Genomic DNA, 15,539 nt, shown 5'->3' with positions numbered 1-15,539 from the left:
GCGACTCTAGCCGAGCGCGCGCCGGGCGATCCTGAGCCGGATCAATGTCCGCGTCATTCCAGCCAGCGTCGTCCCTGCAGTTCCAGCAGCAGTTGCGCCTGTTCCGGGCCGTTGCTGCCGGCCGGGTAGGGCCGCGGGCTCTGGTAGTGCTCGCGCCAGCCGGCGAGGATCGGGTCGACCCAGCTCCAGGCGGCCTCTACCTCGTCGCGGCGCATGAACAGCGTCGAGTCGCCCTCGATCACGTCCAGCAGCAGGCGTTCGTAGGCGTCCCAGCGCCGCTTGTTGCGGCTGAAAGCCTCGGCCAGGTTGAGATCCAGCTCCACCGGCTCCAGCTGCATGCCCTTGCCCGGGGTCTTGGCCATCAGTTGCACGCTGATCCGCTCTTCCGGCTGCAACCTTATCCACAGGCGGTTGGCCGGCCCGCCGCCGCCGTCGATCAGGCTGTGCGGCACCGGCTTGAACTGGATGACGATCTCCGAGCACTTGCGCGCCATGCGCTTGCCGGTGCGCAGGTAGAACGGCACCCCGGCCCAGCGCCAGTTCTCCACTTCGGCCTGGAGCGCGACGAAGGTCTCGGTATCGCTGTCGTTGTCGACGTTTTTCTCGAAGTAGTACGCCGGCACCTCCTGTCCGCCGATCCTGCCGGCGGCGTACTGGCCGCGTACCGTCTTGTCCTGCACGTCGAGCCCGGAAATCGGCTTCAGCGCCTGCAGCACCTTGAGCTTCTCGTTGCGCACCGCCTCGGCGTCGAAACGTACCGGCGCCTCCATCGCCACCAGGCAGAGCAACTGGAGCAGATGGTTCTGCACCATGTCGCGCATCGCCCCGGCGTGGTCGTAGTAGCCGCCGCGGTTCTCCACGCCGAGGGTCTCGTTGACGCTGATCTGCACGTGATCGATGTGCGCCGCGCGCCAGACCGGCTCGAACAGCGCATTGGCGAAGCGCAGGGCCATCAGGTTCTGCACGGTTTCCTTGCCCAGGTAGTGGTCGATGCGGAACACCCGCGACTCGTCGAACACCCGCCCGATGGCCTGGTTGATCGTCCGCGCCGAGTCCAGCGAATGGCCCAGCGGTTTTTCCAGCACGATGCGCGCCTGCGGCCCGGCGAGGCCGGCGATGGCGAGGTTCTGCGCGATCGGCGCGAACAGGCTCGGCGAGGTTGCCAGGTAGTGCACCAGCACCCGGCCCTCGCTGCTCTTCAGGTGCCGCGCGAGACGGCCGAAGTCGGCGCTCTGCGAGGCGTCCATGGCCAGGTAGTCGAGGCGCGCGGCGAAACCTTTCCATTGTTCGGCGGCGAACTCGCTGCGCGCGACCACCGCGCGGACGTTGCGCTCGGCGAGGGCGAGGAAAGCGGCGTTGTCCAGTGCGCTGCGGGCGAGGGCGAAGATCCGCGTATCGGCCGGCAGGCGATCTTCCCGATGCAGGCGGTAGAGCGCCGGCAGCAGCTTGTGCAGGGCCAGGTCGCCGGTACCGCCGAAGACCAGGATGTCGCAGGACGTTGGAGTGGCTGGTGTACTCAAGGCAAGCTCCCGACGGCGTTGGCTGGGCGTGGCTGACTGTTTGTAGTATAACTACAAGGTTACTACAGAGAGTCGAGTCCAGCCTGTGAACCTGCTGCAGCACATAGCCCAGTCCCGCCAACAGCTCCGCAAGTCGGAGCTCAAGGTCGCCGATCACGTTCTCAACGATCCGGCGTCGGTCATGCATAGCTCCATGGCCGAACTGGCCCATGGAGTAGGGGTCAGCGAGCCGACCATCGTGCGCTTCTGCCGCGCCATCGGCTGCAGCGGCTTCCAGGACCTCAAGCTGAAGCTGGCGCAGAGCCTGGCGGCCGGCGCCAGCTTCGGCCAGTTCTCGATCCACGAAAGCGACTCGGTGGCCGACTTCAGCCTGAAGATCTTCGACACCACGCTGCACAGCCTGATGGAAGTCCGCGAGCACCTGGACACCCACGCCCTGGAGCGCGCCATCGCCGCCATCGCACATGCCCAGCGCGTGGAGTTCTACGGCTTCGGCGCTTCCGGCGCGGTGGCCGCGGATGCCCAGCACAAGTTCTTCCGCCTGCTGCTGTCGGCGGCGGCCTACTCCGACCCGCACATGCAGGCGATGTCGGCGGTGACCCTCAAGCCCAGCGACGTAGCCATCTGCATTTCCCAGTCGGGCCGCTCGAAGGACCTGCTGATCACCGCCAACCTGGTCCGCGAGGCAGGCGCCACGCTGATCACCCTGTGCCCGAGCCAGACCCCGCTGGCCGACCTGGCCACGGTCAACCTGGCGATCGACGTGCACGAGGACACCGACATCTACACCCCGTTGACCTCGCGCATCGCCCACCTGGTAGTGATCGACGTGCTGGCGATGGGCGTGGCCATGGCCCGCGGCCCGGACCTGGTCAACCACCTCAAGAGCGTCAAGCGCAGCCTGCGCAGCCTGCGCCTGTCGCCGAAAGTGATGAAGAACCAGGAGGAGCGCGGCGAGCCGTCCTGAGGCGCCGCCGGGAAGGCATAACGCAGTCTTCACCGGCCTGCCGCCAAACCGTCACATTGCTGCGCGATGCTCGCGACTCCAGCCAGTCGGCCATGGGAGACGCGAGATGCCCCGTCATAGCGATGCCAATGCCCAGCACGTGGATTCGAAAACCCGCCGCAAGCTCGAAGACCAGCGGCGCATGCAATTCCGCCGGGCGATCGAGGACCACTGCGAAGAACTGCGCCTGCGCCAGGAGCTGGCCGACTACCCCGAGCTGGTAGCCGCCGCCTACCTCAGTTCGAACCGCCAGGGCCGGCGAAGCGCCCAGCGAGCTGGCTGATCAGCGCCCGTTCCTCGCGCACGAAGGCGACGAACGCCTGGGCCACCGGGCTCAGGCGCTTGCCCTTGGCGTGTACCAGGCACCAGCTGCGATAGAGCGGCAATTCCTCCACCGGTAGTTCGCGCAGCAGGCCGCTGGCCAGTTCCTGGTGCGCGGCGTGGCGCGGCAGCAGGGCCAGGCCGAGGCCGGCGATCACTCCTTCGCGCAGGGATTCCAGCGAGGCGATCTCCTGGATCTGCGAGAAGTGCGCGCGACGCTGCTGGAAGAACTCCTCGCAGGCCTTGCGGGTGCCCGAGCCCGGCTCGCGGACCAGCAGCGGAAAGGGTTCCAGGTCCTTGAGGGTCAGCTTCGCGGCGTTGCACAGCGGATGGTCCGGCGGCGCCACGGCGATGATCGGGTTGTTCAGGAAGGGCAGGAACTCCAGGGCCATGTCCTGCGGTACCAGGGACATGATCACCAGGTCGTCGCGGTTGTCGGCCAGGCGCTTGATCGCCTGGGTGCGGTTGACCACCGTCAGGCTCAGGCTGACTTCCGGATGCAGGTTCTGGAACGCCTTGAACAGGTGCGGGGTGATGTACTTGGCGCTGGACTCCACCGCCAGGCGCAACTGGCCCTGCAGCGAGCCCTTCAGGTCCGAGAGCTGCATGTCCAGGCTTTCCAGGCGCTGGAACAGGTCGGTGCTGGTCTTCAGCAGGGCTTCGGCGGCGTCGGTCAGGTAGAGCTTCTTGCCGACATACTCGAACAGCGGCTGGCCGACCAGCTCTTCCAGTTGGCGGATCTGCAGGCTGACCGCCGGCTGGGTCAGGGCCATTTCCTCCGCCGCCCGGCTGTAGGAGCGGCTCTCGCATACGGCACGAAAAACCTGAAGCTGCCGTAATGTCATACGCATCAACGACTTACGCATTCCAGTCACACTCTGACCGAGATCGGTCGGGCGACTATAAAGCTTTTCTAATGGCTATCCCAATAATTATTGATTTTTGTTAATCACCCTCACGGGGGTAGGGTAAAAGCGCGACCGGGAGCTGCCTGCCGGTCATGCAGCGACCGGAATATCCGGATCGACCGTACCAGGTTCCCAACCCCGAAGAGGGAGACCTCCGTGATCAAGAAGATCCTGATCGCCAACCGCGGCGAGATCGCCGTTCGCATCGTGCGCGCCTGCGCCGAGATGGGCATCCGCTCGGTGGCCGTCTACTCCGAGGCCGATCGCCACGCGCTGCACGTCAAGCGCGCCGACGAAGCCCACAGCATCGGCGCGGACCCGCTGGCCGGCTACCTCAACCCGCGCGCCCTGGTGAACCTGGCGGTGGAAACCGGCTGCGACGCCCTGCATCCCGGCTATGGCTTCCTCTCGGAAAACGCCGAACTGGCGGAAATCTGCGCGGAGCGCGGCATCAAGTTCATCGGCCCGTCGGCGCAAGTGATCCGCCGCATGGGCGACAAGACCGAGGCCCGCCGCAGCATGATCGCCGCCGGCGTGCCCTGCACCCCCGGCACCGAAGGCAACGTCGCCGACCTCGCCGAGGCCCTGCGCGAAGCCGAGCGGATCGGCTACCCGGTGATGCTCAAGGCCACCTCCGGCGGTGGCGGTCGCGGCATCCGTCGCTGCAACAGCCGCGAGGAGCTGGAGCAGGCGTTCCCGCGGGTGATCTCCGAGGCGACCAAGGCCTTCGGCAGCGCCGAGGTATTCCTCGAGAAGTGCATCGTCAATCCCAAGCACATCGAGGCGCAGATCCTCGCCGACTCCTTCGGCAACACCGTGCACCTGTTCGAGCGCGACTGCTCGATCCAGCGTCGCAACCAGAAGCTCATCGAGATCGCCCCGAGCCCGCAGCTCACCCCCGAACAGCGCGCCTACATCGGCGACCTGGCGGTGCGCGCGGCCAAGGCGGTGGGCTACGAGAACGCCGGCACCGTGGAGTTCCTGCTCGCCGACGGCGAGGTGTACTTCATGGAGATGAACACCCGGGTCCAGGTGGAGCACACCATCACCGAGGAGATCACCGGCATCGACGTGGTCCGCGAGCAGATCCGCATCGCTTCCGGGCTGGAGCTGTCGGTCAAGCAGGACGACATCATCCACCGCGGCTACGCCCTGCAATTCCGCATCAACGCCGAGGACCCGAAGAACAACTTCCTGCCCTCGTTCGGCAAGATCACCCGCTACTACGCTCCCGGCGGTCCCGGCGTGCGCACCGACACGGCGATCTACACCGGCTACACCATCCCGCCGTACTACGACTCGATGTGCCTGAAGCTGATCGTCTGGGCGCTGACCTGGGAAGAAGCCCTCGATCGCGGCCTGCGTGCCCTCGACGACATGCGCGTGCAGGGGGTCAAGACCACCGCCCCGTACTACCAGGAAATCCTCCGCAACCCGGAATTCCGCAGCGGCCAGTTCAACACCAGCTTCGTCGAAAGCCACCCGGAACTGACCCGGTACTCGATCAAGCGCAACCCGTCGCACCTGGCCATCGCCATCGCCACCGCCATCGCGGCCCACGCCGGCCTGTAAGGGAAGGAGCAGAACATGAGCAACACCATCCAAGCGAAGAAGACCGGCGTCACCGATACCATCCTGCGCGATGCCCACCAGTCGCTGCTGGCGACCCGCATGCGCACCGAGGACATGCTGCCGATCTGCGACAAGCTCGACCGCGTCGGCTACTGGTCGCTGGAAGTCTGGGGCGGCGCCACCTTCGACGCCTGCGTGCGCTTCCTCAAGGAAGACCCGTGGGAGCGCCTGCGCAAGCTCAAGGCGGCGCTGCCCAACACCCGCCTGCAGATGCTCCTGCGCGGGCAGAACCTGCTCGGCTACCGCCACTACAGCGACGATGTGGTGCGCGCCTTCGTGGCCAAGGCGGCGGTCAATGGCATCGACGTGTTCCGCATCTTCGACGCGATGAACGACGTGCGTAACCTGCGCGTCTCCATCGAGGCGGTGAAGGCCGCCGGCAAGCACGCCCAGGGCACCATCTGCTACACCACCAGCCCGGTGCACACCATCGAGGCCTTCGTCGCCCAGGGCAAGGCGATGGCCGACATGGGCGTCGACTCCATCGCCATCAAGGACATGGCCGGCCTGCTCACCCCCTACGCCACCGGCGACCTGGTCAAGGCGTTGAAGGACGCCCTGCCGCTGGACGTGGTGGTGCATTCCCACGACACCGCCGGCGTCGCCAGCATGTGCCAGCTCAAGGCCGTGGAAAACGGTGCCGACCGCATCGACACGGCGATCTCCAGCATGGCCTGGGGCACCAGCCACCCGGGCACCGAGTCGATGGTCGCGGCGCTGCGCGGCACCCCGTACGACACCGGCCTGGACCTGGAGCTGATCCAGGAGATCGGCATGTACTTCCACGCGGTGCGCAAGAAGTACCACCAGTTCGAGAGCGAATTCACCGGCGTGGATACCCGCGTGCAGGTCAACCAGGTGCCGGGCGGGATGATTTCCAACCTGGCCAACCAGCTCAAGGAGCAGGGCGCGTTGAACCGCATGGGCGAGGTGCTCGAGGAAATCCCGCGGGTCCGCGCCGACCTCGGTTTCCCGCCGCTGGTGACGCCGACTTCGCAGATCGTCGGCACCCAGGCGTTCTTCAACGTGCTCGCCGGCGAGCGCTACAAGACCATCACCAACGAAGTGAAGCTGTACCTGCAGGGCCGTTATGGCAAGGCCCCCGGCGAGGTCAACGAGCAACTGCGGCGCCAGGCCATCGGCAGCGAGGAAGTCATCGACGTGCGCCCGGCCGACCTGATCAAGCCGGAGCTGAACAAGCTGCGCAGCGAGATCGGCAACCTGGCCAAGTCCGAGGAAGACGTACTCACCTACGCGATGTTCCCGGACATCGGGCGCAAGTTCCTCGAAGAGCGTGAGGCCGGCACCCTGAAGCCCGAGGAGCTGCTGCCGATTCCCACCGGCAAGGGCGTCGCCGCCGCCGGCGCGGAAGGCACCCCGACCGAGTTCGTCATCGACGTGCACGGCGAGACCTACCGCGTCGACATCACCGGGGTCGGCGTGAAGAGCGACAACAAGCGGCACTTCTACCTGTCCATCGACGGCATGCCGGAAGAAGTGGTGTTCGAGCCGCTCAACGAATATGTCGCCGGCTCCGCCAGCGGCCGCAAGCACGCCAGCGAGCCGGGCCACGTCAGCACCACCATGCCGGGCAACATCGTCGACGTGCTGGTGAAGGAAGGCGACAGCGTCAAGGCCGGCCAGGCGGTGCTGATCACCGAGGCGATGAAGATGGAGACCGAGGTCCAGGCCGGCATCGCCGGTACGGTCAAGGCGATCCACGTGGCCAAGGGCGACCGGGTCAACCCGGGCGAGATCCTGATCGAGATTGCGGGCTGACCGCGACAGACGGTTAAAGTCCCTGGGGAGCATGATGCTCCCCTTTTTTTATCGATGCCGGCGTCCCGTCGCGTGCGCCTGTGCAAAGAGGCGGGACATCGGCGGCTGTCCACCCTGCCAGGATGCGCCCAACGCGCGCGCCGCCTAGAATGCCGCCTCTGCCCAACGGCGCGTCGCGCCGCAGGCGCTGACTATCGGGAAGCCCAGGTGTCCTCTTTACCCCCCACAACCAGCCGCCAGCCCTCGCTGCTCGGCGGTTCGATGATCATCGCCGGCACCGCCGTCGGCGCCGGAATGTTCTCCCTGCCCATCGCCATGTCCGGCATCTGGTTCGGCTGGTCGGTGGCGGTGTTCCTGCTCACCTGGTTCTGCATGCTGCTGTCGGGGATGATGATCCTCGAGGCCAACCTCAACTACCCGGTGGGCTCGAGCTTCTCGACCATCACCCGCGACCTGCTCGGCCAGGGCTGGAACGTGGTCAACGGGCTGAGCATCGCCTTCGTCCTCTATATCCTCACCTATGCCTATATCTCCGGCGGCGGCTCGATCATCGGCTACACCCTGTCCAGCGGCCTCGGCGTGAGCCTGCCGGAAAAGCTCGCCGGGCTGCTGTTCGCCCTGGCGGTGGCGCTGGTGGTGTGGTGGAGCACCCGCGCGGTGGACCGCATCACCACGCTGATGCTCGGCGGCATGATCATTACCTTCGGCCTCTCCATCAGCGGCCTGCTCGGGCGCATCCAGCCGGCGATCCTGTTCAACCGCGGCGAGCCGGACGCGGTCTACTGGCCCTACCTGCTGGCGACCCTGCCGTTCTGCCTGACCTCCTTCGGCTACCACGGCAACGTGCCGAGCCTGATGAAGTACTACGGCAAGGACCCGCAGCGGATCAGCCGTTCGCTGTGGATCGGCACCCTGATCGCCCTGGCCATCTACCTGCTGTGGCAGGCCAGTACCCTGGGCACCATCCCCCGCGAGCAGTTCAAGGGCATCATCGCCGGCGGCAGCAATGTCGGCACCCTGGTGGAATACCTGCACCGGATCACCGCGTCGGATTCGCTGAACGCGTTGCTCACCACCTTCTCCAACCTGGCGGTGGCCAGCTCCTTCCTCGGCGTGACCCTCGGCCTGTTCGACTACCTGGCCGACCTGTGCAAGTTCGACGACAGCCACTTCGGACGTTTCAAGACCGCATTGCTGACCTTCGTCCCACCGACCATCGGCGGGCTGTTGTTCCCCAACGGCTTCATCTACGCCATCGGTTTCGCCGGTCTGGCCGCGGCGTTCTGGGCGGTGATCGTCCCGGCGCTGATGGCGCGGGCTTCGCGCAAGCGCTTCGGCAGCCCGCTGTTCCGTGCCTGGGGCGGCACGCCGGCGATCGTGCTGGTGCTGCTGTTCGGCGTGGCCAACGCGGTCGCGCACATCCTGGCCAGCCTGCACTGGCTGCCGGAGTACCGTTGAGCGACCGCCAGGGCCTGCCAGGGGACTAGCGGCGTAGCGCCGCCAGCGCTTGCCGCTGGCGGCCTTCCTCGTCGAAGTTGGAAGGATCGAGCCAGCGCTCGAACGCCGCCCGTCGCGCCGGCCATTCGCTGTCGAGCAGGGAGAACCAGGCGGTGTCGCGGTTGCGCTGCTTGACCACCATGTGCTGGCGGAAGGTGCCTTCGTAGGTGAAGCCCAGGCGTTCGGCGGCGCGCATCGAGCGGGCGTTGCCGGCATTGCACTTCCACTCCAGGCGGCGGTAGCCGAGGCGGCCGAGGGCGAGTTCGGCGAGCAGGTAGACCGCCTCGGTAGACCCCGGTGTGCGCTGCATCGGCGCGCCGAAGGCGATATGGCCGATTTCGATGACGCCATCCTTCGGCGTGATCCGCAGATAGCTGAGCAGACCGACGGCGCGCTGCGTGCGCCGCTCGCGCACGGCGAAGAACAGCGGGTCGCGGCTGGCCGCCTGGCCGGCCAGCCAGGCGTCGAACGCCGCGCGCTCGGCGAACGGGCCGTAGGCCAGGTATTCCCACAGCAGGGGATCGGCGTCAGGTCCTTGCAGGGCGTCCCACAGGTCGTCGCCGTGGCGTTGCGGGTCGAGCGGTTCGAGCTTGACGAAGCGGCCATCGAGCGGGGCGTGGGGCGGAGTGGCGACGGGGCGCCAGTTCAAGGGTTCGTGCATGGTGGGCCTCAGAGAATCCTGCGGTACTGGAGGAAACCGGACTTGTCGGCGATGCGCTCGTACAGCTTCATCGCGTCGCTGTTGCTCTCGTGGGTCAGCCAGTGCACCCGTGAACAGCCGGCGGCGCCGGCCTCGGCATAGACGTGCTCGATCAGCCGGCGCCCAACGCCTTCGCCGCGCAGGCCCTCGGCGACGAACAGGTCCTGCAGGTAGCAATAGTCGCCGAGGGTCCAGCAGGAGCGGTGGTAGATCCAGTGCACCAGGCCCACGGCGCGCCCGTCGAGCCAGGCGAGGGCGGCGTTCATCGGCTCGTCGGCGTCGAGGAAGCGCTGCCAGGTGGCGTCGCTGGTGGCGGCGGCGATCTCGGTCCTGTAGAAGCGCTGGTAGCCCTCCCACAGCGGTAGCCAGGCGGCATGGTCGGCGGCGCCGACGGGACGAATCTGCGGGGACGTGCTCATGGCTCGGTTCCATGTCCGGATGAAGGTGTCTCCAGACTAGGCCGGGAAATGGTCCGCTAGAAGATCCATTGCTGGTCAATTCCACAGGTCCAATCCACACTGGCGCTTTCTTCCCTCCGAGACCGCCATGGCCACCGTACTGCCCTTCGACGCCGCCGGCATCCACCTCGATCCCGCCCAGGGCCTGGCCCGCCAGCTCTACGCCGCGCTGCGCGAACGGATCCTCGACGGCCGCCTCGGCAGCCGCACGCGGATGCCCGCCAGCCGTGAGCTGGCCCAGGCCCTGAAGGTCTCGCGCAACACCGTGGTGCGGGCCTATGAACAGTTGCACGCCGAGGGTTATATCGACGGACGCACTGGCGACGGCACCTACGTTGCCGAGTTGCAGGAAATTCCAGGCAGGGCCGCCGCCGTCGCTCCGACCGCTTCCGCGCCGCGCGGCCCGGCGGCCCTGGCGCCGCCGCCGGAAGGCGCGCCGCGAGCGTTCCGCGTCGGCGTGCCGGCCTTCGACCTGTTCCCCTTCGACACCTGGGCGCGTCTACAGGCGCGCTTCTGGCGCAACCCGCCGGCGGACTGCCTGGGCTACGGCGATCCGGCCGGCGAGGCGCGCCTGCGCGAGCTGATCGCCGCCTATCTGCGTAGCGCTCGCGGCCTGCGCTGCGAGGCGGAACAGGTGATCGTCACCCATGGCGCGCAGCAGGCCATCCGCCTGTGCGCCGAGGTGCTGCTCGAGAACGGCGATCCGGTGGCTGTGGAGAACCCCGGCTACCGCGCGGCACGCCTGGCCTTCGCCGCGGCCGGCGCGCTGCCCCGCGGGATCGACATCGACGCCGAGGGCCTGCGCAGCGACCAGCTCGCGCGCGTTGCCGGCTGCCGCCTGGCCTATGTCACCCCCTCGCACCAGTACCCCACCGGCGTCACCCTGTCGCTGGCGCGGCGCCTGGAGCTGCTGGAATGGGCCGAGCGCGCCGACGGCTGGATCGTCGAGGACGACTACGACGGCGAGTATCGCTACAGCGGTACGCCACTGGCGCCGCTGGCCGCGCTGGATCGACAGGGTCGGGTGCTCTACGTCGGGACCTTCTGCAAGATCACCTTTCCGGCGCTGCGCCTGGGCTACCTGGTGGTCCCGCCGGCGCTGGTCGAGCGCTTCCGCCAGCGCCGGGCCATCGAGGTACGCCATTCGGAGGTGGGCACCCAGCGGGTCATGGCCGACTTCATCGCCGAGGGGCATTTCCAGCGCCATGTCCGCCGCATGCGCCGCGCTGCCCGCGCCCGCCGCGACGCCTTGCTGCGGGGCTGGCCAGAGGTGCCGGGCTGCCAGCCGTTGCCGGCGGTGGAGGCGGGGCTGCACCTGTGCGTGCGGGTCGACAGCCTGGCGCGGGAGCGGGCCCTGATCGCCGCGGCGGCAGCCGTCGGGGTGGAAATCAGCGCCTTGAGCGACTACTGGATGGATGACTCCGGCGTTGCGCCAGACCACCGCGCGGGCCTGGTGCTGGGCTTCGCGGCAGTGCCCGAAGCGCGTATCGACGAGGCGCTGCGGGCGTTGCGCCAGGCCTGGCGGCGGCAGGCCCTAGTTGGACCCGTTGCCGCGACTGACTAGAATGCCCCCGGATCACCCTCTCGCCCAGGAGCAGCCATGAGTGTCGCCCTTTCCGCCGCGCCCGAGCGCAAGCTCGCCGCCCCCCTGATCGCCTTCGCCCTGCTGGTGCTCGGCGGGCTGTTCCTGTTCAACGCGGTCAGCGCGCGCCAGGCCACCCTCTTCATCGTCGGCGGCGCCCTTGGCCTGACCCTCTACCACGCCGCCTTCGGCTTCACCTCCGCCTGGCGGGTATTCATCCGCGAACGGCGCGGCGCCGGGCTGCGCGCGCAGATGGTGATGCTGGCCGTGGCGGTGCTGCTGTTCTTCCCGGCGCTGGCGGCGGGCAGCCTGTTCGGCCAGCCGGTGAGCGGTTTCGTCTCGCCGGTCGGCACTTCGGTGATCGTCGGCGCCTTCATTTTCGGCATCGGCATGCAACTGGGCGGCGGCTGCGCCTCCGGCACCCTGTTCACCGTCGGCGGCGGCAACGCGCGGATGCTGGTGACCCTGCTGTTCTTCATCCTCGGCTCGCTGATCGCCACCCAGCATGTCGGCTGGTGGTTCGCCCTGCCGTCGCTGCCGCCGATCTCGCTGGTCGCCGAACTGGGCCTGGCACCGGCGCTGATGTTGAGCCTGGCGGTGTTCATCGGTATCGCCGGGGTCACGGTGCGCATGGAGAAGGCCCGCCACGGCACCCTGGAAACCCCGCCGAGCGCCGAATGGCGCGGCTGGCGGCGCTTCCTCCGCGGCCCCTGGCCGCTGCTCTGGGGCGCGCTGGCGCTGGCGCTGCTCAACTTCCTCACCCTGTACCTCGCCGGACGCCCCTGGGGCATCACGTCGGCCTTCGCCCTGTGGGGCGCGAAGATCGCCCAGGGCGTGGGCCTGGACGTCGGCGCCTGGGCCTTCTGGCAGACGCCGGCGAACGCCAAGGCGCTGGCCGCGCCGCTGTGGCAAGACATCACCAGCGTGATGGACATCGGCATCGTTCTCGGCGCGCTGCTCGCCGCCGGCCTGGCCGGGCGCTTCGCGCCGAACCTGGACATCCCGCGCCGTTCGCTGGCGGCGGCGGTGATCGGCGGGCTGCTGCTCGGCTACGGCGCGCGGCTGGCCTATGGCTGCAACATCGGCGCGTACTTCAGCGGGATCGCGTCCGGCAGCCTGCATGGCTGGTTGTGGTTGGTGGCGGCGTTTGCCGGCAACAGCGTCGGGGTACGGGTGTTGAGGCCTTACTTCTTTCCGGGGGAGCGGCGGGAACAGGGGTTGACGGGGTGTTGAGAGGGGATATGCCTTCGTAGGACGTATGACGCGGACGTTATCCACAGGTGAGCGCAGCCACACAACACCTCGGCAACGGGGAAGATCTGCGGGCCGTCTTGAGCGGTGAAAAAAAGAAGGGACACCGCAGGCCGCCGTGTCCCTCAGAGTGTAGAGAGGGAAAGTTGGTATCCCTCTCGACCGGTGAGCGTGGCGCCGCGGCTGGGCCGGGGCGCCGGGTATAAAAGAAGGGATGAAGGGTATCCATCCCTAAAGGTCGAGGGGGTAGTACTCCCCCTCTACCGGTGAGCCTTCTTCGATCGGCTGCGCTGCGGCCCGGCTGCGTCGAAAGCCGGACCTGGCCTCGCCCGATCTCGTATCGGATCAGGCGCGCAGCGGAATCAGGCGCGGCGCGATCATGTTTTCCGGCAGCAGGATGTCGGCCAGGGTGGCTTCGTCCAGCAGCTTTTCCTCGCGTACCAGTTCCAGTACGCCGCGGCCGGTCTCCAGGGCGGTCTTGGCGATCCGCGTGGAGTTCTCGTAGCCGATGTACGGGTTCAGCGCGGTGACCAGGCCGATGCTGTGCTCGACCAGTTCATGGCAGCGCTCGACGTTGGCGGTGATGCCGGTGATGCAGTGCTCGCGGAGCATGTCCATGGCGCGTTGCAGCAGGCGGATCGAGTCGAAGATCTTGTAGGCGATCAGCGGCTCCATCACGTTCAGTTGCAACTGGCCGCCTTCGGCCGCCAGGGTCAGGGCGAGGTCGTTGCCGATCACTTCGAAGGCGACCTGGTTGACCGCTTCCGGGATCACCGGGTTGACCTTGCCCGGCATGATCGAGCTGCCCGGCTGGCGCGGCGGCAGGTTGATCTCGTTGATGCCGGTGCGCGGGCCGCTGGAGAGCAGGCGCAGGTCGTTGCAGATCTTCGACAGCTTGACCGCGGTGCGCTTGAGCATGCCGGAGAACAGCACGAAGGCGCCCATGTCGGAGGTGGCTTCGATCAGGTCGGCGGCCGGCTTCAGCGGCTGCCCGCTGATGGCGGCCAGGCGCTCGACGGCGAGCTTCTGGTAGCCGGGGTCGGCGTTGATGCCGGTGCCGATGGCGGTGCCGCCGAGGTTCACTTCGGTGAGCAGTTCCGGCGCCAGGCGACGCAGGCGGTCGAGGTCTTCGCCGAGGGTGGTGGCGAAGGCGTGGAATTCCTGGCCGAGGGTCATCGGCACGGCATCCTGCAGCTGGGTGCGGCCCATCTTCAGTACGCCGGCGAATTCGACGCCCTTGGCGGCGAAGGCCTGGATCAGGCTGTCGAGGCTGGCCAGCAGGGTGTCGTGGCCGAGCAGCAGGCCCAGGCGGATGGCGGTCGGGTAGGCGTCGTTGGTCGACTGCGCCATGTTCACGTCGTTGTTCGGGTGCAGGTACTTGTACTCACCCTTGGTGTGGCCCATGGCTTCCAGCGCGATGTTCGCGATCACTTCGTTCGCGTTCATGTTGGTGGAGGTGCCGGCGCCGCCCTGGATCATGTCCACCACGAACTGCTCGTGGAAATCGCCGCGGATCAGGCGGGCGCAGGCCTCGCTGATGGCGGCGTGCTTGTCTTCCGGGAGATGGCCGAGCTGACGGTTGGCGTCGGCGGCGGCCTGCTTGACCATGGCCAGGGCAACGACCAGCTTCGGGTAGTGCGACAGCGGCACGCCGGAGAGGCGGAAGTTGTTCACGGCGCGCAGGGTCTGGATGCCGTAGTAGGCGTCAGCGGGCACTTCGAGGGTGCCGAGCAGGTCTTTCTCGATACGGGAAGATGCAACGGGGGACATGACGGGTTTTGTCTCAGAGGGACACGGCCAGTGCCGCGATGCCCACTAGACTAAGGATGTGACGGTTTCGTGGCCAATGCTGTTAAACGCTGCCTCATGCACAAACGGCATAATGTTGGATGTGACGCTGGTATGATGACGGACGTGTCGTCGTATTACCGGAGCCTTTCCCGTCGTGAACCTCGAACTGAAGTGGCTGGAGGATTTCATCGCCCTGGCCGGCACCCGCAGCTTTTCCCAGGCGGCGGAGAAGCGCTTCGTCACCCAGCCGGCCTTCAGCCGGCGCATCCGCAGCCTGGAGGACGCCCTCGGCCTGACCCTGGTGAACCGCCAGCGCACGCCGGTGGAGCTGACCGAGGCCGGGCAGCTGTTCCTGGTCACCGCGCGCAGCGTGGTCGAGCAGCTCGGCCAGGTGGTGCGCCACCTGCATCACCTGGAGGGCGGGCAAGGCGAGGTGCTGCAGTTCGCCGCCGCCCACTCGCTGGCGCTGGGCTTCTTCCCGCAGTGGATCGCGCGGCTGCGCAACGAAGGGCTGAACATCGCCAGCCGGCTGATCGCCACCAACGTCGGCGAGGCGGTGCATTCCCTGCGCGAGGGCAGCTGCGACCTGATGCTGGCGTTCTACGATCCGGACGCCGCGCTGCAGATGGACCCGGAGATCTTCCCCTCGCTGCACCTGGGGCGCACCGAGATGCTGCCGGTGTGCGCGGTGAATGCCGAGGGCCAGCCGCTGTTCGACCTGGAGAATGGCCAGAGCGTGCCGCTGCTCGCCTACAGCGCCAGCGCCTTCCTCGGCCGCGGGGTCAACCTGCTGCTGCGCCAGCGCAACCTGCGCTACACCACGGTCTACGAGACGGCGATGGCCGACAGCCTGAAGAGCATGGCGCTGCAAGGCATGGGCGTGGCCTGGGTGCCGCGGCTGAGCGTGGTCAACGAACTGGAGCGCGGCGAGCTGGCGATCTGTGGCGGGCCGCAATGGTTCGTGCCGCAGGAAATCCGCCTGTACCGCTGCGCGCTGGTGCGCAAGGCGGCGATCCGCCTGCTCTGGCGCAAGCTGGAAGGCGGGCTGGGCAGCGTCGAGTAGACAGGCAAGGGCGGCGCCGGGGCACCGCCCC

At 67.6% G+C, this 15,539-nt stretch carries 13 protein-coding genes; 8 read left to right on the top strand and 5 right to left on the bottom strand.

Features of this window, described 5'->3' with window-relative positions:
* Positions 1 to 53: 53 nt before the first annotated feature.
* Positions 54 to 1,520, bottom strand: coding sequence for a glucose-6-phosphate dehydrogenase (gene zwf, locus PSPA7_RS29700; protein WP_003154081.1), 1,467 nt, complete (start codon positions 1,518 to 1,520; stop codon positions 54 to 56).
* Positions 1,521 to 1,605: 85 nt separating this feature from the next.
* Between zwf and hexR the strand changes: the two genes are divergently transcribed.
* Both hexR and PSPA7_RS29690 read left to right on the top strand, forming a co-directional pair.
* Positions 1,606 to 2,487, top strand: coding sequence for a transcriptional regulator HexR (gene hexR / locus PSPA7_RS29695; RefSeq protein WP_003154080.1), 882 nt, complete (start codon positions 1,606 to 1,608; stop codon positions 2,485 to 2,487).
* A gap of 106 nt (positions 2,488 to 2,593) precedes the next feature.
* Positions 2,594 to 2,809 carry a PA3496 family putative envelope integrity protein gene (locus PSPA7_RS29690; RefSeq protein ID WP_003105559.1) on the top strand — a complete coding sequence of 72 codons (216 nt, stop codon included), beginning with the start codon at positions 2,594 to 2,596 and terminating at the stop codon, positions 2,807 to 2,809.
* On the opposite strand, the gene pycR is transcribed toward PSPA7_RS29690, so the two are convergent.
* Complete coding sequence (gene pycR / locus PSPA7_RS29685) at positions 2,763 to 3,698, bottom strand: LysR family transcriptional regulator PycR (RefSeq protein ID WP_033996991.1); 936 nt, start codon at positions 3,696 to 3,698, stop codon at positions 2,763 to 2,765. The genes PSPA7_RS29690 and pycR overlap by 47 nt on opposite strands.
* 213 nt (positions 3,699 to 3,911) lie before the next feature.
* On the opposite strand from pycR, the gene PSPA7_RS29680 reads away from it, so the two are divergent.
* The 3 genes from PSPA7_RS29680 (at position 3,912) to mtr (ending at position 8,624) form a co-directional block, all read left to right on the top strand.
* Positions 3,912 to 5,327: an acetyl-CoA carboxylase biotin carboxylase subunit gene (locus PSPA7_RS29680; protein ID WP_012078009.1), complete on the top strand. Its 1,416-nt coding sequence runs from the start codon at positions 3,912 to 3,914 to the stop codon at positions 5,325 to 5,327.
* Positions 5,328 to 5,342: 15 nt separating this feature from the next.
* Positions 5,343 to 7,166 (top strand): sodium-extruding oxaloacetate decarboxylase subunit alpha, encoded by a 1,824-nt coding sequence (gene oadA, locus PSPA7_RS29675; protein WP_003105555.1) that lies wholly within the window; start codon positions 5,343 to 5,345, stop codon positions 7,164 to 7,166.
* A 207-nt stretch (positions 7,167 to 7,373) separates the two neighbouring features.
* Positions 7,374 to 8,624: a tryptophan permease gene (mtr, locus tag PSPA7_RS29670; protein ID WP_034080676.1), complete on the top strand. Its 1,251-nt coding sequence runs from the start codon at positions 7,374 to 7,376 to the stop codon at positions 8,622 to 8,624.
* Positions 8,625 to 8,649: 25 nt separating this feature from the next.
* Here mtr and PSPA7_RS29665 read toward each other — a convergent pair whose 3' ends face one another.
* Positions 8,650 to 9,324, bottom strand: coding sequence for a GNAT family N-acetyltransferase (locus tag PSPA7_RS29665; RefSeq protein WP_012078007.1), 675 nt, complete (start codon positions 9,322 to 9,324; stop codon positions 8,650 to 8,652).
* A gap of 8 nt (positions 9,325 to 9,332) precedes the next feature.
* Positions 9,333 to 9,782 carry a GNAT family N-acetyltransferase gene (locus tag PSPA7_RS29660; protein WP_003154068.1) on the bottom strand — a complete coding sequence of 150 codons (450 nt, stop codon included), beginning with the start codon at positions 9,780 to 9,782 and terminating at the stop codon, positions 9,333 to 9,335.
* 127 nt (positions 9,783 to 9,909) lie between these two features.
* On the opposite strand from PSPA7_RS29660, the gene pdxR reads away from it, so the two are divergent.
* Positions 9,910 to 11,385, top strand: a complete 1,476-nt coding sequence (pdxR, locus tag PSPA7_RS29655; protein WP_012078006.1) for a MocR-like pyridoxine biosynthesis transcription factor PdxR — start codon at positions 9,910 to 9,912, stop codon at positions 11,383 to 11,385.
* Between the two features lie 36 nt (positions 11,386 to 11,421).
* Positions 11,422 to 12,636, top strand: coding sequence for a YeeE/YedE family protein (locus PSPA7_RS29650; RefSeq protein ID WP_012078005.1), 1,215 nt, complete (start codon positions 11,422 to 11,424; stop codon positions 12,634 to 12,636).
* 363 nt (positions 12,637 to 12,999) lie between these two features.
* Here PSPA7_RS29650 and aspA read toward each other — a convergent pair whose 3' ends face one another.
* Positions 13,000 to 14,424, bottom strand: a complete 1,425-nt coding sequence (gene aspA, locus PSPA7_RS29645) for an aspartate ammonia-lyase (protein ID WP_003150612.1) — start codon at positions 14,422 to 14,424, stop codon at positions 13,000 to 13,002.
* Positions 14,425 to 14,599: 175 nt separating this feature from the next.
* Here aspA and PSPA7_RS29640 point away from each other — a divergent pair, with 175 nt between their 5' ends.
* A complete protein-coding gene (locus tag PSPA7_RS29640; protein ID WP_003096819.1) occupies positions 14,600 to 15,508 on the top strand; it encodes a LysR substrate-binding domain-containing protein in 909 nt (302 codons plus the stop codon).
* Positions 15,509 to 15,539: the final 31 nt, after the last annotated feature.

This window comes from Pseudomonas paraeruginosa PA7 (genome assembly GCF_000017205.1).
GTDB classification, from domain to species: Bacteria; Pseudomonadota; Gammaproteobacteria; order Pseudomonadales; family Pseudomonadaceae; genus Pseudomonas; species Pseudomonas paraeruginosa.
This window is presented reverse-complemented; position numbering and strand designations above follow the sequence as displayed.

Coding starts and splice junctions, on each gene's coding strand:
- oadA (WP_003105555.1), top strand. CDS start 5,343: ATGAGCAACACCATCCAAGCGAAGAAGACCGGCGTCACCGATACCATC.
- PSPA7_RS29660 (WP_003154068.1), bottom strand. CDS start 9,782: ATGAGCACGTCCCCGCAGATTCGTCCCGTCGGCGCCGCCGACCATGCC.
- pdxR (WP_012078006.1), top strand. CDS start 9,910: ATGGCCACCGTACTGCCCTTCGACGCCGCCGGCATCCACCTCGATCCC.
- PSPA7_RS29665 (WP_012078007.1), bottom strand. CDS start 9,324: ATGCACGAACCCTTGAACTGGCGCCCCGTCGCCACTCCGCCCCACGCC.
- pycR (WP_033996991.1), bottom strand. CDS start 3,698: ATGCGTATGACATTACGGCAGCTTCAGGTTTTTCGTGCCGTATGCGAG.
- PSPA7_RS29650 (WP_012078005.1), top strand. CDS start 11,422: ATGAGTGTCGCCCTTTCCGCCGCGCCCGAGCGCAAGCTCGCCGCCCCC.
- aspA (WP_003150612.1), bottom strand. CDS start 14,424: ATGTCCCCCGTTGCATCTTCCCGTATCGAGAAAGACCTGCTCGGCACC.
- PSPA7_RS29690 (WP_003105559.1), top strand. CDS start 2,594: ATGCCCCGTCATAGCGATGCCAATGCCCAGCACGTGGATTCGAAAACC.